Raw genomic sequence first — 20,338 nt, forward strand, 5'->3', positions numbered from 1 at the left:
AGTGAAGCTCAAAGATACGGTTCACTATAATCTTTACCATAACCTTTTCATTTTTTTATTTTAATTATTTGTCTATTAGCCAGTATTTCTATTACTGATGCTGATTTTTCCAGTTTATTTACTAATACTAAACAAATGACGAGCTTCTTAAGTCGTTTTTTAAAACCAGATTTTTCCTATATCCCAGAGTTAATTGGGCCGATGTTTCAAACCTTGGCCATGTCTGTAGTTGGTACAGTTCTGGGTGTCCTTGTGGCTATCCCTTTTTCTTTACTGGCAACGACTGTAGTGACAGATAATAAAATTATTACATCCATTTTCCGGTTTTTTCTAAGTATTATTCGAACAATTCCTAATCTTCTTCTAGCTGCCTTACTAGTAGCAATCATTGGTATAGGTGAATTTACTGGTGTAATGACGATCGCTATTTTTACTTTTGGAATGGTCTCGCAGCTTATTTATGAAAGTATCGAAACAATTGATTACTTACCAATCGAAGCAACCTATGCCGTAGGTGCAAATCGACTTCAAATGATATTTTGGGCAGTTTTTCCTCAAATTATAGCTTCGATTATTTCTTATTTATTTTATGCATTTGAAGTTAATGTTAGAGCCTCCACAGTTTTAGGATATGTTGGTGCAGGAGGAATTGGTGTAATCTTAAATTCATCATTAGCGCTATTACAATATGAAAGAGTATCCATGATCATTTTAATGATTTTACTTGTTGTTTGGCTCACTGATACCGTCAGCGAAGCCATTAGAAAGCGGGTGCGCTAATAAATGATTAAAAGGCAAAATAAAAACTGGATATATATGTTGGTTTTAGTTCTTGTATTTGTTATATCTGCAATGACCATAGACTACTCAGCACTAGAGAACTTTAAACTTGCCAACATTGGTAATGTGATGAGTGGACTTATGACGCCAGATTGGTCCTTTATTTATGATGGCAGTGGTGAAGACTTAATATCTCTTTTATTAATTACTATCGGAATAGCTTTTTTAGGAACTTTTATTGGTACAATCGTAGCTTTACCCTTTGTTTTATTTAGTGTTTCAGATTTTTGGGAAAATGCTTCTTGGGTAGCTAAATTAGGTAAGTTAATATTGAATATTTTACGTGCCTTTCCTGAATTAGTTTATGCGATGATTTTTGTTAAAATGGTAGGTCCCGGACCCTTTGCCGGCGTAATGGCAATTGGCATTCATCAGATTGGGATGATCGGGAAGTTATTTACTGAAGAGATAGAAAATGCAGATGACACGCCAGTTGAAGCGATGGAGGCTGTGGGTGCTAATTTTTGGCAAATTTTATTTTATGCACGAATTCCCCAAGTATTACCTATGTGTTGCTCGCTAGTACTGAATCACTTTGAAATTGCAGTTAGAAGTGCCTCAACTCTAGGTTTAGTAGGTGCTGGGGGAATCGGAGCGCCTCTAATTTTTGCTATACAAGCCCGTAATTGGCCAACTGTAAGTATTATATTAATTGGTGTAATTATTACAGTTTATCTGATCGATCAATTAGCAGGAATGATAAGGAATAGACTACGGTAAGGTTGTGTAAGTTTATGAAAATTTTGCATTTGTCTGATATTCATTTTAAAGTGAAATATTCTGATTCCTCAACTCAATATTTGCAAATGCTCCAATCGATGCAGCATCCCCAAGAAAAATTGACTCATTTAATTAATTTGTTGAAAAATAAAGGAATAGAATATGATTTTGTGGTAATCACTGGGGATCTTTGTGATGACGGTACAGTGGAGGATTATAAACAGTTAAAAATTTTGTTAGATAGTCTATTATCAGTTCCTTACTTTGTTGCCTTAGGTAATCATGATATCAAGGAAAATTTTTACAAAGGATTTTTGAATGAAGAAGACAATAGACCTTATTGTAGAGTTTTTAACTTAGAAAATTTTTCCATTGTTAGCTTTGATAATTCTCAATATGGATTATCAAATGGTTTTATAGATGTCGATCGGTTAAATTGGTTAAAGGAAACATATCGAAAGTTAGATAATGAACCAGTTCTCCTTATAATGCACCATCATTTAATTAAAAGACAAGCGGATATTCCGGCTCTAGAAACTCCCAAGGCTTTTCGACAAATCCTATGTGACAATTCAACGATGGGAATATTGACAGGACATACTCACCACCAATTTGCGGATTATTATCAGGGAATTCCTTATTTTACAGCTGATGCTATTGCTTTTGCTGGTCAGGATATGAGTGATGGAAAAGTTCGATTTGACGAAAATTATGGTGCTAATATTTATACCATTAAGGATCACAAAATAATAAACAACTCCGTGTATTCATTGTATACAGGAAAAATTATTAAAGAAGTTCATTTTTAAATAATCGGCACAATAATACATAAGATATAAGTCAATCCTATAAAAGTATTTGTATATATAATTGCTTATTTTAAAACAAAATGTTTAGGAGCCTATGACTAGTTTGTAGGCTCTTTTTTACACTTGGAAGAAAGCGCTTTCCTTGATTTTTAATGGCCTTCTTGACATACTGCAAGTAGAAAATTGTAGCGGTTGATAAGAATTTGGAGGGATTAAGATGAAGGAGACTTTTAAAGCTGTTGTTGTGCGTAGCGATGGCGATGAAACCTCTTATGCTTTAGAAGATTACCAATTGAGAGACCAGCCGGTGGATGAGGGCGATACGATTGTCAAACTGGCCTATTCATCGATGAATTATAAGGATATGCTAGCCACCCAGCACCAAGGAGGCGTGATTCGTTCCTATCCACTTATTCCTGGGATCGATGCTAGTGGGAAAATTGTTGAGTCCAGTCATCCTGAGGCCAAGATAGGAGAAAAAGTGATTAATACCTGTTCACAAGCAGGAGTGACCCATAACGGTGGTTATAGCCAATACCTCAAAGTGCCCTATGATTGGTTGGTAAGTTTGCCAGAGGGACTAAGTGAAAAAGAAGCCATGATTTATGGGACTGCTGGACTGACGGCCGCTTATTCGGTGGATAGTTTGTTGAAGCACGGTATGACAGTAGACCAGCAGCCCGAAATTCTAGTCACTGGGGCAAGTGGTGGGGTAGGGAGTATCGCCCTAGCCATCTTGAATAAGTTAGGTTTCAAAAATATTAGTGCTTTGATAAGGAAGGACTACCAAGAGCAATTAGTCAAAAAATTAGGCGCTAACCAAGTGATTTGGCCAGCAGATTTAGAAGGGGACAAACCCTTGAACAAACGCCGCTTTGACTTTGTCTTAGATACAGTCGGTGGTCAAGTGGCTGCCCAAGCCATGACCTTTATTCGTGAGTGGGGGTCGATGACCTTGTGTGGGAATGCCGGGGGTAATCAGCTAGAGACCACTGTTCTCCCCTTGATTCTTAGAGGGGTCGACTTGCTAGGAATTAACAGCCAAGAACTCGATATCCATTACCGGCAGGAATTATGGAATAAACTCGCCAGGGACTGGAAGGTGGTTGATCGATTAACTTATGATAGTGTGGGCTTAGATCAAATTGAAGAGACAGTTGAGGCCTTAAAAGCAGGTAAACATATGGGGCGGACCATTATTGATTTGCAAGATTTTTAAGCAATAGATGGACCAGTGTAGGCCAGCTTGTGATAATAAACTTTTAAAAAAAGTGAAAATAGAGTAGGATGGAAGTGTAACGATTAAATTAATGGAGGTTATGCTATGAAGAAAAAATTTACTAATGCAGTAATTTATAAGCAAGCAGATGCCAATGAATTTATGGTTGAAGACGGTAAATTTACTGCTTTTGGTAAGGATTTAGGTGAAGCGGATGAAGTCATTGACTTAGGGGGCAAGTTAGTTATCCCTCCTTATGTGGATTCTCACCTGCATTTAGACTACTATTTCACCGGGAAAGCAGATAACTCTGAAAATGCGACCGGGACCCTCTATGAAGGGATTGCTCGCTGGTCTCACATTAAACTAGGACAAAGTAAAAAAGAAGCTAAGGAACGGATGTACCAAGCTGTTCGCGATGTGATGTCTTATGGTACCCAATATATTCGTGCCCAAACCGACTGTACCGATCCTGAACTAAAAAATATCGAAGCCATGTTGGAAGTCCGTGATGAATTAAAAGATAAGGTCACTATTCAAGTGGTTGCCTTCCCTCAAGAAGGGGTCTTTGCCTATAAAGATGGTAATGGTCAAGGCCTAGAATTGATGGAAGAAGCCTTGAAAATGGGGGCCGATGTTTTAGGTGGGATTCCTCACTTTGAATGGTCTAGAGAACTCGGGGAAAAATCCATCCACAAAATTGTGGAATTGGCTATGAAATATGACAAGTTAATTGACGTTCACTGTGATGAGACGGATGATCCTGAATCTCGCTTCGTTCAATTACTCAATGCCTTGGTCTTAACAGAAGGTTATGGACCAAAAACAACGGCTAGCCATACCTGCTCCCTAGGCTCAGCGGATGATGCTTATTTCTTCCGTCTCATGCAACTCTTCCAACAATCGAAGATGAACTTCACCTCCCAACCAACGGAAAATATGTACCTTCAAGGTCGGTCAGACTCTTATCCAAAACGTCGTGGCTTAACCCGGGTAGCGGAATTCTTCCACAATGATATTAATGTTTCCTTTGGGCAAGACTCCATTGTCGATCCCTGGTATCCAGCAGGAAATGGGAATATGATGAACATTTTAGATAATGGAATCCACGCCGCTCAAATCATGTCTGACGAAGACTTTGAACGGGTCTTGGATTTAATTACCTATAATGGAGCTAAAACTCTCCATATCGAAGACCAATATGGCCTAGCAGCTGATAAACCAGCTAACTTCATCGTTTTAGATGCACCAAGTCCATTTGAAGCGGTTCGTAACCGGGTAGAATGCCTGGCTTCGGTTCGCAACGGGGAATACCTCTTCAAGAAGAAACCACGTGAATTTGAAATTGGCTTAGACATTTAATAACAATAAGACTAAAAAAGCAGACGTTCTCAAAACTGGACGTCTGCTTTTTTTTGCCTTTTATTGGTAATCCTTAAAGTATGAGGTGGTGTCTTGTTGATTTAATTGGCGGAGGTCTTGGCGGGTGTTTTGTGGCAAGGAGCCACCATAGTCCATAAATTCAACTAAGTCTTTAAAGGCTCCTTGGGGAATAGCCAGGTCAGCCAAGTCTTCGGGGTGGAGGCTAATATCGATGGTTTCTTCTTGACCTTGGGCCAATTTAGTTACGAAGTCAGGTTCTGTAACAAATACAGAAGAGAGCCCCACCATATCGGCATGTTCGAGGGCTGCTAAGGCCTTGTCGGGAGAATTAATGCCTCCGGTAGCAATGACGGGCACTCGTCCATTGATATGGTCTTTAACCACTTGATTGACATACTCGCCTTGGTGCTTTTCACTGCGAACTTTTTCTAGGTAAATGTCGTGGCCCCAGCTAGCAATAGCATAGTATTGGATATCGGCAACATCTAGGAGACGGTCGAAATAGTCATTAAATTCATCGACACTATAGCCAACTTTATTACCCCGGGTTTCTTCTGGGGTGCCGCGGAAGCCCAGGATAAAGTTCTTCACCCCGGATTCATCAATCGCCTCTTGAATGGCTTGGGTGGCCTCAACTCCAAAACGGGCCCGGTTTTCTAGATTTTGAGGGCCATAGTGGTCCTCTCTTTGGTTAGAGAAGGGAGAGAAGAATTGTTGGGGGAGGAGCCGTTGGGCATTAGAAATTTCTACCCCATCAAAACCAGCTTCAATGGCCCGCCTAGTGGCTTCCTTATATTGTTGGATGACATGGTCAATTTTACGCTGACTCATGGCTAAGACATCATGTTCGACTGGACTCTTGAGATGCATGTAGCTAGGTCCGTAGACGACATGGTAGTCTTTTAGGGTGGCCTTAGCAAAACGTCCAGCGTGGGTCAGTTGGAGGATAGCCTTGGCGCCGTCTTTTTTCATGGCCTTGGCTAGTCGACTTAAGCCTTCAATAAAACGGTCATCGCGGACACTGGGGCCAAATTCAAACAATTGGGCATAGTCTTCAATATAGGCTGCCGTGGTGACCTGTAAGGGGGCAGACTGGCTACGTCTTTTGGCGTAATTGATGTCTTCATCGGTTACAAAGCCCTCTCGAGTTGACGAGTTAGTCGTCAAGGGATTCAAAGAAAAGCGGTTAGCCAATTCAATCCCATTGGGCAAGGTGATTGGCTGGAATAAGGCTTGGTATTTTGGGTTCAATGCTTGCTTCATAATAACCTCCTAAATATTTTATTAATTATATTCTATGGCTTTTATCCTAAAATGCCAAGCCAAGCTAAGTGTGAATCTTCTCTAGGGTCCAGTGAATGTTCTTAGCCATGCCGTGTTATACTATAAGTGAATGAAATAAAGGAGGTCTATCGGGTGAAAGTAAGTGTTTTAGATTATGCAGTGATTGATGAAGGCGAAACAGCCAGCCAGGCCTTAGCCCATACGATTCAGTTAGCTCAAAAGGCGGAAGCCTTGGGTTACCAGCGCTTTTGGATGGCTGAACACCATAATGTTCCTGCCTTTGCCTCTTCTAGTCCTGAAGTCATTATGATGCAGTTGCTTAACCATACCCAGCGTATCCGGATTGGTTCGGGAGGTATCATGTTGCCCCATTACAGCCCCTACAAGGTGGTGGAAAACTTTAAGGTGATGGAGGCTTATTTTCCAGGGCGGATTGACTTAGGCGTTGGCAATAACATGGGGACACCAATCGTCAGGAAGGCACTGGAACGGGCTGGCGACAAGATTCCTTCTTATGAAGAGGACTTGAGACAAGTCTATAACTATCTCACCCAAACCGATAATAGTCAAACTAAAATTTTAGCCAACCCCCAAGTGGAAGCTTTACCAGCAATGTGGCTCTTATCCACTAGTGTTCGCCGGGCTAAGTGGGCCGCTGAAGCAGGCTGCGCCTATGTTTATGGGATTTTCCCCTATGCCAGAGAAGATGCCCTTGAAGTGGGGCGTCAAGCCATTGCCACTTACCGCAAACATTTTAAACCCTCACAATTATTACAGGAACCTAAGGCCATGTTTTCAGCCTTTGTAGCGGCCGCTGACCAAGAAGAAGAGGCGGAAGACTTGACCCGGTCGCTGGATTTATGGCTTTTAGGTCAAGATCAATTTTCTTACTATCAACGGATGCCATCCGTCAAAACGGCCAAAGCAACCGAAATCACCAGTTCTATGGCTGGAAAAATTAAGAGTAACCGTAGTCGGATGCTCCATGGCAAGGCCAGCCAAGTAGCCAGCCAGCTGAAGGACTGGATCAATTACTTAGATGCCGACGAAGCTCTGATTATGCCCCTAGTTCCAGGAATTGACAAGCGAATGCAGACACTTGAACTTCTGGCTCACTATTTGGGGATCAAGTAGGCTTAGGAACAAAATACTTTCTTATAATGATAAAACATCTTTATTTAGTACAAAATATTTGTTGCTTTGTGTAAATTTTAAAGGGAAAGTTCATATTATTTTAAAATATTATTAAAGGTTGATATAATTAAGGTAATAAAAATAGTAATATTTTGTATTAGGAGGAGATTATAATGGATTTCTTACATACTTTATTAGATCCAATTATCGCAGCAGTTCCTAATATCCTAGGGACTATTCTCTTAATCCTTATTGCCTGGATTATTGCGGTAATTGTACGTAAATTGATTGTCAAAGGCCTGCGTGCCATTCACGCTGACCGCACTTTCCAAAAATGGGGAGTAGCCAAGAATGAATCAGATGCCAAGGGTGTTATTAAAACAGTAGCCAGTGTCGGTTATTACTTGGTTTTTGTATTCTTCTTACCAGCGATTTTAAACGGTTTAAATATCGGTGGCGTGCTCGAACCAATCACCAATATGTTCGATAAGTTCTTTGCTTTCATTCCAAATATTATTGGTTCTGGACTTATCTTGGTATTGGCTTTCTACCTCTGTGGATTTGTCCGCGACTTGGTACAAGGCCTGCTCGAAAAGGTTGATATCGATGGCTGGATGAATAAACTGGTTAACAAATCTGAAGGTGCCGTTGGTGAAACGGTTAAAGACCAAGTGGACGCTGCACCAAGTGGCAATAAATTAGCCAAAGTTGGCGCAACCATTGTTTATGTTCTACTCTTCATCCCACTATTAACCGCTGCTTTAGAAGTTTTAGGCATTGAATCGATTAGCCGTCCAATTATTAATGTTTTAAATATGATGTTAGCGGCTATTCCAAATATCTTGGTAGCAGCGATCTTAATTGCTGTGGGTGGCCTAGTTTCTAAGTTAGTTGGTGATTTGATCGAAAACTTACTGGAAGCAGCTAATATCAATAAGTATACCAAGTATCTCAATGCTAGTGGCGATGTCAACGTGAAATTATCAGCGATCGTAGCCAACATCGTTAAAGCAGTCATTGTTATCTTCTTCTTCGTTGAAGCTCTCAACGTCCTTCAATTAGAAGTCTTAAATACCATTGGTGCTGCAATTATTGCTTACCTACCATTAGTATTATCCGCTGTGATCATTCTTATCTTAGGGGTTGTTGGTGGAAATCTCTTATCCCAATTCCTCAAAGAATCAACCGGATCAAATATTTTAGCTAATATTGTTCAATATGGTTTAATTGCTCTGGCTATCTTCATGGCTCTTGACCAATTACAATTTGCCCAAACTATTGTTAACACTGGGTTCATGTTCATTGTTGGTGGAGCTGCAGTTGCCTTTGCCTTAGCCTTTGGTTTAGGTGGACGTGACTTTGCTAAGAAGCAATTAGAACACCTTGATCGTAAATTACATGAGGGTGAAGAAGACAAGAAGGACCAAGATGGTGACCACTCTCAATTCTAAAAGTAAGCGATAAATAAAGTGAGACTGTGGCTTTTGTCACAGTCTTTTTTTGATCCTTAAAAGGAAAGGCTTTTATTAATAAAAAAGATATTATTTACAAAGAAAATTTTCATTTATTTAATCACTTAAAAGAGATTTAAATTTTTGGGTCTCTCTTACATCTGTGCTAGAATAGTTAAGGATAAGTTGGGGCCAGCGATTTGCTCCAACATTAAATTTAAACAAAAGGAGAATGAAGAATGACAAAACGTGGAAATTACTTATTTGTAGAAAAAAATGGCGATCTTTATACGGTATCCATGACTCCTGAACTACAAGATGATATCGGTACAGTGGGCTATGCTGAATTTGCTCAAGAAGACCAAGTTGAAAAAGATGATGCCTTGTTAAATATTGAAGCATCAAAAACTGTGATGGAAATCCAATCCCCGCTCAAGGGAAGCGTGGTTGAACGCCATACTGAAGTGGTTGACCAACCATCCTTATTGAATTCTGCTAAAAGCGAAGAAAACTGGATTGTTCGCTTAAAAGATGTCGACCCAGCTGAATTTGACGCTTTAGAAGAAGCCTAGGGTGATATTGAATGATTCTGTGCTAGAAGCTCGTCCTTTTAGCATAGGATTTTTTTATTGGGGGGAGTAGCTTGATATCAGAAGAATTGCTAAGGCAAATGATTGATTATTTAGAAGCCGAGCGAAGGGATAAGTACTATCTCAGAAGGAAGGTTGAAGGCAGAGCTGACTATGGAGATTATTCCTTGCATGACAAGTGGCGGGCCCTGATTAATACCCGTCCCGCCTGGCCAATTAGTGAAGCTTACCTGGACTTAGAAGATGACTATTTAAAGTGCTGGCGTGACCAAGAAGGGACCGTTAGCCTGGACCAATTAGAGCCAGCTCTAGACCAGATTTATCTATGGCAGGGCGATATCTGTCGGTTAGCAGTTGATGGGATTATCAATGCAGCGAATTCCTTTCTATTAGGGTGTTTTATCCCTAATCACAAGTGCATTGATAATATCATCCAAACCCGCGCCGGTGTTCGTCTGCGCCTAGAGCTGAACAATATCATGGAAGACCAGGGCCACAATGAGCCGGTAGGCAAGGTCAAGACAACATCGGCTTACCACTTGCCGGCTAAGTATATTCTCCATACCGTGGGCCCAAGAATTGAATCTGACCGGGTCAGTCCCATCCGCCAAAATCTTCTTAAGCAGTCCTATCTTTCCTGCTTAAAAGAGGCCGATCGACTGGGGTTGACGAGCTTGGCTTTCCCATGTATTTCTACGGGCGAGTTCCACTTCCCTAATGATCTCGCTGCTCAAATTGCCTTCAATACAGTAAGAGACTATTTAAAGAAAAGCGGATCATCTTTGCAAGTGATTTTCAATGTTTATCTGGACCAAGACCTTCATTTATATCAGGACTTAATTGACAGAGTAGAAGGGGAAGAGTAGATGAGTGATAAAGAAACAGTTTGGCAAGCTTTAAGCCAAAATTATAATAATGAATCAGGCCTTTTGCGGGCCTTAATGGAAGAAGCCCAGGCTATCTTGGTGGGGATCGGTGCTGGCATGTCAGCTGCTGACGGTTTTACCTATGTGGGTGAACGTTTTGAGCAGGCCTTTCCTGACTTTATTGAAAAGTTTAATTTGTTTGATATGCTGCAAGCATCACTTTACGATTACCCCAGTCTGGAAGAATATTGGGCTTTTGCCAGTCGCTTTGCCATTATGAATGGGATTGAACAAGAAGCTGGTAAGGCTTACCAACATTTTAACCAATATCTTCAAGGTAAAAATTACTTTATTATTACCACCAATGCTGATAACGCCTTTCCTAAGGCTGGCTATGACATGGATAAGGTACACTACTACCAAGGTAAGTATGTCCTCATGCAGTGTAAAAAGCATTGCCAGCCAGTGACCTATCGCGATGACGCCTTGCTCTACCGCATGGCTAAGGATCAAGAAAATATGCGGATCCCTAGTGAACTCGTTCCTTATTGCCCAAATTGCGGCGCCCCCTTGGAGTTAAATAAGCGGACGGCAGAAAATGGCATGGTAGAGGATAAGGATTGGCAGGTTCACCAAGCAGCCTATGAAGACTTTGTTAAGGAAAATCAATATGACAAGATACTTTATTTAGAAATTGGTGTGGGAAATACTACTCCACAATTTATTCGCCAACCTTTCCAAGCTTGGACTAAGGAAAATCCCAAGGCTTTATATGTGATGATGAACCAAAAACCTTATCATATTCCACCATCCATAAAATCCCAAAGCTTACGGCTAACCGACGATATTCAAAAAACATTATGTGAACTTTAAAAGGACAAGTGAGAAAAAATGTATTTAATTGATTTAAAACGTGATGGTCAACGGATTTATGACGGGGCATTAGCCTTGGCAGCTCAAGTCTATGCCCAAAGCCATATTTTCTTGGATGAGGACATTCTCTTTCCTTATATGTGTGACCCTAAAGTAGAAATTGGTAAGTATCAAAATGCCCGGGCTGAGGTCAACCAAGACTATATCGACCAAGAAAATATTCAAGTGGTCCGCCGCGATACTGGTGGTGGAGCAGTTTACTGTGACCGTGGCGCCATCAATGTCTGCTTCTTAGCTGACCACAAATCCAATGATTTATTTGGTAATTTCGAAAAAATGTACCAACCAGGTATCAAGGCTCTAGAGGACATGGGGGTCGAAGGTTTACACACCAAAGGCCGTAATGATATGTACCTAGGCGATAAGAAGGTGTCGGGCGCTGCCATGACCTTAGTCGGTGATCGGGTCTATGGTGGATTTTCCCTCCTCTTTGACATTGATGCTGAAGCCATGGTGAAGTCCTTAAACCCCAACCAAAAGAAAATTATTTCTAAGGGGATTAAGTCGGTCAAGAGTCGGGTCGCACCTATTCGTCCAGCCCTAGCACCAGAATTTCAAGCCATGTCCATGGATGAGCTCTTTGAGGCCTTAGTTTGCCGCCTCTTTGGTGTAGAGGACTTCGGACAAATTAAACAATATGAATTAACTGAGGAAGATTGGCAAGGAATTGACCAATTAGCTAAGGAAAAATATAAGAATTGGGATTGGAACTATGGCAAGGCTCCTCAATACACTTACAACCGTGATGACCACTTTGACCAAGTAGGGACCGTTGAAATTTCAATTGAAGTCGTGGATGGTAAGATTAGCCAATGCAAGATTTGGGGCGATTTCTTTGGTCAAGCGGATATCGCTGAATTAGAAAAGCAATTAACCGGTGTGAAGATGCGTCGAGACGACCTATTAAAGGCACTGGAAAAGGTCCAACTTGAGAATTATATCAGTCATATGACGCCTGAACTACTGGTTGACTTGATTCTCTCTTAATAAGTGAAAAGCGATTTTCTCAAAGCCTTATCAAATGATTGATAAGCAAAAGTGAGAAAATCGCTTTTTTTAGTGGTTGAGAATCGTCTCGATTTCAGCGAGGGAAGAGACAAAGTGGATTTGGTCTAATTCTTCTTGGGGCATGAAGGCTTCGGATACCATAGTCTTGAGGAGGGAGTGGAGGACGTCATAGAAGTGGTCAACGTTGTAAATAATGATGGGGGTCTGCTTTTTACCTAGACGTTTCCAGACCAAACTGTCGAAGAGTTCTTCCATGGTTCCCAAGCCCCCGGGAAAGACAATCATGGCGTCGGCTAATTCCATCAGTTTTTCTTTGCGTTGATTCATGGTATCAACGACCTCTAAGTGATGGATATCGTAATTGGCGACTTCGGCCTCGACTAGGACTAGGGGTATAATTCCGATCACTTGACTACCGCTTTGGCTGGCTGCAGTGGCAATGGTTCCCATTAAACCAGTCCGACCACCGCCATAGACCAACTGGTGATTATTCTGGCCAATCCATTCACCTAATTGCCAGATCAGGTGTTCATAACGTTCATTGATCCCTAAATTGGACCCACAGTAAACCGTAATTTTCATGATTAATCTCCTTTTTAACGATGTGAATAAGTGCTTTAACCAGTATAACTAAAGCCAGGCCTAATGTAAAAAAGTGCGAATTGTCTAATTAATTCACAATTGTATATTTTATTTAAATCATTTAAAAAGAACCACTAAAAATCGCTTGACAAAGGCTTTTGCCTCTTTTAAAATTATCCATGTGAATATGTAATCTATGCAAAATAGATTAATAATGTGAAGGTTCACACTTATGAAAGGATGAAAGTGATGACTAAGATTTATATGTATGGTGTCAGCGAACAAGAAGAAGATCTCGCTAAAAAATGGGGCGAAGACAACAATGTTGAATTAACCCTTGACGCAGATATTCTTTCTGAAGCAACTGTTGACCGTTGTGAAGGCTACGATGGGGTATCTACCTACCAATATACTCCTTTAGAAGACAGTGTTTACCCAGTTTTAAAGAGCTTTGGTATTAAGAACATTGCTCAACGTATGGCTGGTTTCGACCCTTACAACCTTGAATTAGCTGCTGAAAATGACGTGATCATTTCTAATGTGCCAGCTTATTCACCAGAATCCATTGCTGAATACACTCTAGCACAAGCCTTAAACGCTATCCGTAAATTATATACCGTTAGAGATCACTCTAACCACCATGATTTCAGAGAATCTCTCTATATCCGTGGACAACGTTTAGGGACTAAGACCGTTGCTATCTTAGGTACTGGCCGTATTGGTCAAGCAACTGCTCGTCTTTTCAAAGGCTTCGGCTGCAAAATCCTTGGTTACGACCTCTATCCAAATGACAAATTAGGGGACTTATTGGAATACCGTGACACACCAGAAGAATGTGTGAAAGAAGCCGACATTATTTCCCTTCACTTACCTTCAACTGATGACACCTATCATTTATTTAACGCTGACTTACTCAAACAATGTAAGGAAGGCGCTGTGATTATCAATGCTGGTCGTGGGGCTTTAATTGACACTGACGCTTTACTTGATGCTCTTGATGCAGGTCATTTACAAGCTGCTATGTTAGACACCTATGAAAACGAATTCGACTATGTCAAACATGACTGGTCACATAAGGGGATTGTTGACCAAACCTTCTTACGTTTATTACACCACCCAGCAGTATCCTACACCCCACATATTGCCTACTATACTGATGAATCTGTTCAAAACATGGTCTTCCATGCTTTGAATGCTACAAAATCAGTGATTGAAACTGGCGATACTGAATTACGTGTTAACTAATCATTAACAGATAAAATATAGAGAAAAAAGGCTAGCCCTAGCTGTTAAAGCGATGTGGCTAGTCTTTTTTGCTTTATCAAATAGTAGAGGGGGAAGCCTTCTGTCTTATTTGACTTTAATCCTTTGACCAGGCATAAGTGCAGGCCTGGTCATGCCGTTTAAGTCCATGAGCTCGTCGACCGTCATGCCATGGTCTTGGGCAATGCGATAGAGACTATCGCCAGCCTGAACTTGGTAGCTGCCTCCAGCTTGGACCTGGCTCTCTTCTGTCTTAGGAGACTGGGAGGGATACTCACTGCCAGGATTTGAGCTATCTGGCTCAATGGACTCTTGTGCCAGATTGGAATCCGTCGTTTTTACTTCCTCTGATCGCTTTATTTTTGTTGCCCTTCTTGGGTAACGAGCTCGTTTAGACTCATACTGGGCGACTTTTTCGTCGAGAATAGCTGGGGCATGGTCCTGGTCTTTAGTGGTCAAGGCCTGGTCGACTGGCTCCTTTTCCTCTGGACCATGATAAACTGAGACATCGTCTTGGTCAATCTCCCAGTTATCAGCTTGGTAATGGTCTTGGCCAGCTAGTTGTGAGGATTGCACCTTGAGATTTAAGGGATTATCACTTGTCGTACCCTGATAGTTAGGGCTTGCTAGGAAGAAGACTAGTCCCAAAATGCCAAGGGCTACTCCCCATTGGAGAGGTTTAGCCAGTTTTTGCCAGAAGCTTTTAAGAGGAGTTAAGCCAGGCTGGAGTTGGCTATTGACCTTTTCTTGGACTTGATGCTTGAACGGACTGTCTTGATCCTTGTTTTGTTTGTTTCTGTGAGGCAGGCCCTGGTCAATTCTCTTAAAAAGTGGTAGCAGGATGCGGGTCAGCTGGTCAATGAGATAATAAACTAGGCGGGCCAGCATCTTAATGAGGGATTTGAGGGTGGCTAGGATTTCCTGGACCAACTTGCGCCAGGAAAAACTGGGCCCTTGTGAATCTGACATAGGCTTTCCTTTCTTTATTTAAGCAGGTTTTCTCTAGTTTAAACATTTTAGGGGGAACATGCAAGCTACTACCAAGCTTTCCTTAATACAAGAGTGACTTTCTGATGGAAATTAGCCAAGAAAAAAGGAGCCTGGGACAAAAGTCTCAGGCTCTTTGTAAAATAGGAACTATTTAATCAAATGTGTTCCAAAAGTCAGCTCTGACATCCACTTGATTCAGGGTGTGAGACTTGGTACCGAGGCTTGGATGATTGGAACAAGTCAGAATAAAAGCGAAGCATTCGCTTGTTTCTGACATGTGAAATTACTCCAAGTCTGCCAAGTCGAACCCAACTTCGAACTATGTGCGATAGGCTTGCGCCTATCTGCCATAGTTTGTTCCAGTTGTTATAGTTGCTCGAAGCGAAGAGCGAGTTACAGATATAGTATGCGTAGCTCTTCAGGGCGCTTTTGACTTTTGTCACACTCTCCTCTCTTGATTCTTAATCTTCGTAACCGTTAGGGCAGGTTTCTTGCCAGTGCCAGGAATCCCGGCACATATCAGCTAAATCTTCTTCTGCTTCCCAACCCAGTAGCCCTTTAGCGTAGGATGGGTCAGCATAACATTCAGCTACATCACCAGCCCGGCGTTCGTCAATAACATAAGGAAGCTCAACTTGGTTGACTTCTTGGAAGGTATTGACTAAGTCCAGAACGGAATAGCCTTGACCGGTGCCTAAGTTGACAATTTCAAGGCCTTGATGTTTATTGGCATAGTCGATAGCTGCGACGTGGCCCTTAGCCAAGTCAACCACGTGGAGGTAATCGCGGACTCCAGTACCATCATGGGTATCGTAGTCATTACCAAAAACATGTAATTTTTCTAACTTACCAATGGCTACTTGGGTAATATAAGGCATGATATTATTAGGGACGCCTTGGGGGTCTTCACCAATCAGGCCGCTTTCGTGGGCCCCGATAGGGTTGAAGTAGCGTAAGATCATAATGGACCAGTCAGGATAAGCCTTGTAGGTATCTTTTAAGATTTGTTCGCCCATGACCTTACTATAGCCGTATGGATTGGTAGCACTGGTTGGCAAGTCTTCGGTTAGGGGGGAGACATTATTCATCCCATAGACCGTGGCACTTGAAGAATAGACAAATTCCTTCACACCAAATTCCTTCATTACTTTTAATACTTGAAGGAGTCCACCCATATTGTTGTGATAGTAGTCAATTGGCTTTTCAACGGATTCACCGACCGCTTTAAAGGCTGCATAGTGAATGACAGCATCGATGGATTCTTTTTCAAAGATTTGGCGTAAGGCATTCCCATCTAAGATATTTGCTTGGTAGAAAGTCGGACGCTTACCAGCAATTTTTTCGATGCGGTCAAGAACGGTTGGCTTACTATTAGAGAAGTCATCGACTATAACAACTTCGTAGCCAGAGTTGATTAATTCAATAACGGTATGCGAACCAATATAGCCCGCTCCGCCTGTAACTAAAATGGACATAAGTCTCTCCTTTATTCATTTAATTACTTGGTAAAATTCACTGATTATTCTTATTATACCATTGATATGAAGGGCTTCTTTCAAAGATTTTTTTAAATATTACTAGAAAAATGAAGATAAAAAATAGCTGAGAAGAGCTATCCCAGCTATTTCATCACTTCTATTTCGTCTTCAGGGTTTTGATTTCAGGTAGGAGTAAGTTAAGAATAATACCTACCATAGCGGCGAGGGCGGTTCCAGAAAGGGTAAAGGCCCCTAATTTGAGCACTGCGCCACCAAGACCGAGAACTAACATGGCACTGGCGATGACCAGGTTACGGACTTGGTTGAAGTTTACCCGGGCTTCAATTAAGACTTTGAGGCCGTTACTTGCAATGACCCCATAGAGGAGGATAGACATGCCGCCGAGGACAGCTGCTGGAATGGTTGAAATGAGGGCGGTGAATTTACCCAAGCAACTGAGCATGATTGCCAAGAGAGCGGCATTGCGGATAACGGAAACCGAAGCCACTCGGGTGAGGCCAATAACTCCAGTATTTTCTCCGTAAGTGGTATTGGCAGGGCCACCTAGAAAGGCAGAAACCGAGGTCGCAATCCCGTCCCCCATCAAGGTCCGGTGGAGGCCAGGATTCTTGAGAAATTGGCGGCCACAAATTTCACTTAAAACCGTGTGGTCACCAATGTGTTCTGAAATAGTTACCACTGCCACTGGTAAGATGGCGACGGCTTCTGGACCAAAGTTGAGATGGTAACTGTTAAAGAACGGGGTCTTAAAAGGTAAATAGAAATCAGGGATTTCAAACCAAGCGGCGTCAGCCACTGGACTAATATCGACTAGTCCCAGGCAGGCAGCAACAATGTAACCACCAACTAAACCAATCAAGAAAGGAATAACCCGAATAAATCCCCGTCCATAAACATTAACAAAGGCACAGATTAGGAAGGTAATTAGGGCAGTCAACATTTGTTGCCAGGTCCCGTCTGGAGTGAATCCTGCGTTAGTGACAGCAGATGAGGATAGACTCAAACCGATGACAATGATCATTGGACCGATAACAATTGGAGGCAGGAGGCGGTCAATCCAGCTACTTCCTAACATCTTAACCAAAAGAGCCACTAAGACATAGATACCGCCGGCTAGCATGACCCCAGTTTGCGCTGCGGAAATATCGCCACCTAACTGTTCGATAGCGTGGGCCATAGCGCCAATGAAGGCAAAGGATGAGCCCAGATAAACAGGCACCTTATTTTGGGTGGCAAAGTGGTAAATTAAGGTACCAATCCCACTACAGAAGAGAGCAACTGATACCGGTAGACCTAAGATTAAGGGAACCAGAATGGTTGCACCGAACATAGCGAAGACGTGTTGAAAACTTAGGAGCAGTCCCTCACCACGTGGAGGCCGATCCTCGATGTCATAATTCATTTTCATTAAATTTTCTGCTGATGTCATAGTATCTCCTTCCAAAAATCACAAGGGAAATCCCCTAAGCTAAAATAAAGCGGCTAATTTAGCCCAAATCTTCGAAATTATACACCAATTCCTCAGTCTTGACAAGGGCTAGCTAAGGAAATCATGACTTAATGAATAAGAATAAGCATTTGTCCTCCTACCAATAATCTTGTATACTAATAAAGAATGAGAATTATTGTCTATTATTGAGGAGTGGCAAGATGAAAATTGGTCAAATAATTAAAGAACAACGTGAGCTAAATAATATTTCCCAAGGACAATTGGCGAGTTATCTAAAAACCACCCAACAAACCGTGTCTAATTGGGAAAATAATAAAAGCTATCCCAACGTGGAAAACTTAATATTATTATCATCGATTTTTGATCAACCGATGGAAGAATTGTTAAATGAGGATATCCGGGATATTTCTGAAGCAACCGGCCGGGTAATTCCAACGCGTTTGGATGATGAGGAAGTGAAGCGCTTTAACTGGAGTCATCTCTTGCTTGGTTTTGGAGCAGGTTGCTTAGTGACCTATTTGCTCAGTCACTTAGGCCAAGAAGACTAGTCCTTTTGTAGCCCTACAAGCGCTTTGATAAATTTACTTTTTAGGCCATGTCAAGAGCCTATATCTATTGGTTGGCTTTCCTGTTCCCCCTATTTTTTTGACGGGTTCACTTTGCTGGGAATTTATAAATATTTGAGATAGCTCGTCCAAAGTTTATATCTATGCATTATCTTATGATTTATGTATAATATAAATATAGGATATATGTTTATTAAAAATATTACGATGAGTTGTGTGAAATATTTAGGAGGGGATGAATATGGATACGCATAGAGAAGACCTATCCCTTGATGAAAAAAATATTGCAAGACAACAAGCAAGTATTAAGGCTTCTGATGTGTTGCTAAAAATCCGTCAAGAAAAGGGGCTATCCCAGGCTCAATTAGCGGATATTTCTGGGCGTAAGCAAAGTTATATCTCACGGGTTGAATCACGTCAACAAAATATTAGTTTAGGTACCCTACAAGAAATCGTTAATGCTGTAGGTGGCCACCTCGTTGTCGATGTGCACTTCTAAATCTGATATCAAAGACGGAATAGCTAGGTGCGTAAGACCTTGAAACAACAAATAACTAGAATCTAATCTAGGGATTTGTTGTTTTTTAATACTTTAAAATGATACGCTTGCTAGTTAGCTATTTAAAGACCACTATGTAAAGGCAGAAGGAATGCTCAAAGAGAACTAGGCAAACAAGGGGGGGTTGTAAAATCAGGGTAAAGTTTAGGTAAAAAGGCGGATGTAAGCGTTTAAAAGGAAGTTTTGTAAATTCCTGGTAAAAAATGGATTAGCTTTAAGTAAAGATAGTCTTTACTGGAAGAATATATGCTATCTTAAAAATGGTTTCTCAATAACTGAGAACTAATACAATGAAGGAGTACCAGAAATGTTGGAAAACATGTCGCTAACGTCTTGCCATATGTCCCCGTCTCAAGTGGGAGAAGATCCTGCTGCTGTAAATACCAGTGAGGCCCAATCACTAGAGTCACTAGCTAAGTCGCCCCTAGCTAATGAGGCCCCAGAAGCAACTCGGTCATCTGACAATTCTTCCCTTATTTCAAATAAGGATAGTGACCATTGCCAGCACTATGCCTTGAATTTACCGCATAAGTACCTGTCTTTAGTGGAGGCTGACGACCTAATTAGAGCCTATCGGATAGCTGAGGAAGTTCCGCGGAGTATCGGGCATTTTCGTGAGGATACCCTAATGGTTTTAGAAGTCAAAGGCCGTTTGCTAAAAAATCACACAGATAAAGCCTATTTAAAGGGGGCTTTGATCTTAACCAGTGAGGGGTTCTTGTACCGGAGTCGGTGTACTTTGGACCAATTATTAAAATCAACCCTAAAAACGCAAATGACTGATCGACTGGTTCAAGAGCCAGTGGACCTGGGAAATACTTGGCTTAGGCCCTTCTTTCTGGGAAAGCACTTATTGATGCCTCTGCGCTATCGTAACCAAAATTTTCACGGCTACTTAAACCTCAACTTGGTGAAATACTTTCACTTCTTTCCAGTAGGGGGCCGACCGGTGACCATTGAAACGGTTGCATCGACTTCCTTAGTTTTACCGGTTAAAAATGTACAAATCAAAGCCCAACTTGAATTTGCCTACCACTTGTGGCAGAGTTATTATCTAGACCTCTTATCGAATCCTTTAATTGAAGATCCGATAGAGAAAATGCAGTCTTATTTATTTTTTAAAGAATATTATCAAGAACAGCAAAGTGAAAAAAGTCTGATCTAGAATAATTATTGAAATCTAGCTCAGACT

19 protein-coding genes and 1 pseudogene are annotated in these 20,338 nt (G+C 41.4%); 15 read left to right on the top strand and 5 right to left on the bottom strand.

What is annotated here, in order from left to right; translation table 11 throughout:
• Window position 1 precedes the first annotated feature (1 nt).
• The 5 genes and pseudogenes from phnE (HMPREF9243_RS02675) (at window position 2) to HMPREF9243_RS02695 (ending at window position 4,950) form a co-directional block, all read left to right on the top strand.
• Window positions 2-780 (top strand): annotated as a pseudogene (gene phnE, locus HMPREF9243_RS02675) (phosphonate ABC transporter, permease protein PhnE).
• Window positions 781-783: 3 nt separating this feature from the next.
• Window positions 784-1,560, top strand: a complete 777-nt coding sequence (phnE, locus tag HMPREF9243_RS02680) for a phosphonate ABC transporter, permease protein PhnE (protein ID WP_013669383.1) — start codon at window positions 784-786, stop codon at window positions 1,558-1,560.
• A gap of 14 nt (window positions 1,561-1,574) precedes the next feature.
• A complete protein-coding gene (locus tag HMPREF9243_RS02685; protein ID WP_013668562.1) occupies window positions 1,575-2,369 on the top strand; it encodes a metallophosphoesterase in 795 nt (264 codons plus the stop codon).
• A gap of 217 nt (window positions 2,370-2,586) precedes the next feature.
• Window positions 2,587-3,588 (top strand): YhdH/YhfP family quinone oxidoreductase, encoded by a 1,002-nt coding sequence (locus HMPREF9243_RS02690; protein WP_013669130.1) that lies wholly within the window; start codon window positions 2,587-2,589, stop codon window positions 3,586-3,588.
• 105 nt (window positions 3,589-3,693) lie between these two features.
• Window positions 3,694-4,950, top strand: coding sequence for an amidohydrolase family protein (locus tag HMPREF9243_RS02695; protein WP_013670058.1), 1,257 nt, complete (start codon window positions 3,694-3,696; stop codon window positions 4,948-4,950).
• A gap of 60 nt (window positions 4,951-5,010) precedes the next feature.
• Here HMPREF9243_RS02695 and HMPREF9243_RS02700 read toward each other — a convergent pair whose 3' ends face one another.
• Window positions 5,011-6,234 (bottom strand): NADH-dependent flavin oxidoreductase, encoded by a 1,224-nt coding sequence (locus HMPREF9243_RS02700; RefSeq protein WP_013669881.1) that lies wholly within the window; start codon window positions 6,232-6,234, stop codon window positions 5,011-5,013.
• A gap of 153 nt (window positions 6,235-6,387) precedes the next feature.
• Here HMPREF9243_RS02700 and HMPREF9243_RS02705 point away from each other — a divergent pair, with 153 nt between their 5' ends.
• The 6 genes from HMPREF9243_RS02705 to HMPREF9243_RS02730 all read left to right on the top strand — a co-directional run bounded on the left by HMPREF9243_RS02705 (window position 6,388) and on the right by HMPREF9243_RS02730 (window position 12,216).
• Entirely contained in the window at window positions 6,388-7,389 is a 1,002-nt protein-coding gene (locus HMPREF9243_RS02705; RefSeq protein WP_013668873.1) for an LLM class flavin-dependent oxidoreductase, read from the top strand.
• Between the two features lie 173 nt (window positions 7,390-7,562).
• Window positions 7,563-8,840 carry a mechanosensitive ion channel gene (locus tag HMPREF9243_RS02710; RefSeq protein ID WP_013669967.1) on the top strand — a complete coding sequence of 426 codons (1,278 nt, stop codon included), beginning with the start codon at window positions 7,563-7,565 and terminating at the stop codon, window positions 8,838-8,840.
• Between the two features lie 239 nt (window positions 8,841-9,079).
• Window positions 9,080-9,412 (top strand): glycine cleavage system protein H, encoded by a 333-nt coding sequence (locus tag HMPREF9243_RS02715; RefSeq protein WP_013669025.1) that lies wholly within the window; start codon window positions 9,080-9,082, stop codon window positions 9,410-9,412.
• A gap of 71 nt (window positions 9,413-9,483) precedes the next feature.
• The gene (locus HMPREF9243_RS02720) at window positions 9,484-10,296 is read left to right on the top strand and encodes a protein-ADP-ribose hydrolase (RefSeq protein WP_013668622.1); all 813 of its coding nucleotides are present in this window, start codon (window positions 9,484-9,486) and stop codon (window positions 10,294-10,296) included.
• Window positions 10,297-11,169, top strand: coding sequence for a deacetylase SIR2 (locus HMPREF9243_RS02725; protein ID WP_013669810.1), 873 nt, complete (start codon window positions 10,297-10,299; stop codon window positions 11,167-11,169).
• Between the two features lie 18 nt (window positions 11,170-11,187).
• Window positions 11,188-12,216 (top strand): lipoate--protein ligase, encoded by a 1,029-nt coding sequence (locus tag HMPREF9243_RS02730; RefSeq protein ID WP_013669414.1) that lies wholly within the window; start codon window positions 11,188-11,190, stop codon window positions 12,214-12,216.
• A gap of 69 nt (window positions 12,217-12,285) precedes the next feature.
• Here HMPREF9243_RS02730 and HMPREF9243_RS02735 read toward each other — a convergent pair whose 3' ends face one another.
• On the bottom strand, window positions 12,286-12,819 hold the full coding sequence (locus HMPREF9243_RS02735; protein WP_013668665.1) for a TIGR00730 family Rossman fold protein: 534 nt from the start codon (window positions 12,817-12,819) through the stop codon (window positions 12,286-12,288).
• A gap of 249 nt (window positions 12,820-13,068) precedes the next feature.
• On the opposite strand from HMPREF9243_RS02735, the gene HMPREF9243_RS02740 reads away from it, so the two are divergent.
• Window positions 13,069-14,064 (top strand): D-2-hydroxyacid dehydrogenase, encoded by a 996-nt coding sequence (locus HMPREF9243_RS02740; RefSeq protein ID WP_013669562.1) that lies wholly within the window; start codon window positions 13,069-13,071, stop codon window positions 14,062-14,064.
• A gap of 105 nt (window positions 14,065-14,169) precedes the next feature.
• On the opposite strand, the gene HMPREF9243_RS02745 is transcribed toward HMPREF9243_RS02740, so the two are convergent.
• From HMPREF9243_RS02745 to HMPREF9243_RS02755, 3 genes are all read right to left on the bottom strand, one after another.
• Window positions 14,170-15,051, bottom strand: coding sequence for a LysM peptidoglycan-binding domain-containing protein (locus HMPREF9243_RS02745; RefSeq protein WP_013668811.1), 882 nt, complete (start codon window positions 15,049-15,051; stop codon window positions 14,170-14,172).
• A 482-nt stretch (window positions 15,052-15,533) separates the two neighbouring features.
• Window positions 15,534-16,547: a UDP-glucose 4-epimerase GalE gene (gene galE, locus HMPREF9243_RS02750; RefSeq protein WP_013668801.1), complete on the bottom strand. Its 1,014-nt coding sequence runs from the start codon at window positions 16,545-16,547 to the stop codon at window positions 15,534-15,536.
• A gap of 160 nt (window positions 16,548-16,707) precedes the next feature.
• Window positions 16,708-17,979 carry a uracil-xanthine permease family protein gene (locus HMPREF9243_RS02755; RefSeq protein ID WP_390882516.1) on the bottom strand — a complete coding sequence of 424 codons (1,272 nt, stop codon included), beginning with the start codon at window positions 17,977-17,979 and terminating at the stop codon, window positions 16,708-16,710.
• Window positions 17,980-18,221: 242 nt separating this feature from the next.
• Between HMPREF9243_RS02755 and HMPREF9243_RS09770 the strand changes: the two genes are divergently transcribed.
• The 3 genes from HMPREF9243_RS09770 to HMPREF9243_RS02770 all read left to right on the top strand — a co-directional run bounded on the left by HMPREF9243_RS09770 (window position 18,222) and on the right by HMPREF9243_RS02770 (window position 20,311).
• A complete protein-coding gene (locus HMPREF9243_RS09770; RefSeq protein ID WP_013669938.1) occupies window positions 18,222-18,569 on the top strand; it encodes a helix-turn-helix transcriptional regulator in 348 nt (115 codons plus the stop codon).
• Window positions 18,570-18,828: 259 nt separating this feature from the next.
• Window positions 18,829-19,086 carry a helix-turn-helix domain-containing protein gene (locus HMPREF9243_RS02765; protein ID WP_013669101.1) on the top strand — a complete coding sequence of 86 codons (258 nt, stop codon included), beginning with the start codon at window positions 18,829-18,831 and terminating at the stop codon, window positions 19,084-19,086.
• A gap of 367 nt (window positions 19,087-19,453) precedes the next feature.
• Window positions 19,454-20,311, top strand: coding sequence for a hypothetical protein (locus HMPREF9243_RS02770; protein ID WP_013669304.1), 858 nt, complete (start codon window positions 19,454-19,456; stop codon window positions 20,309-20,311).
• Window positions 20,312-20,338: the final 27 nt, after the last annotated feature.

This window comes from Aerococcus sp. Group 1, from assembly GCF_000193205.1.
GTDB lineage: Bacteria > Bacillota > Bacilli > Lactobacillales > Aerococcaceae > Aerococcus > Aerococcus urinae_A.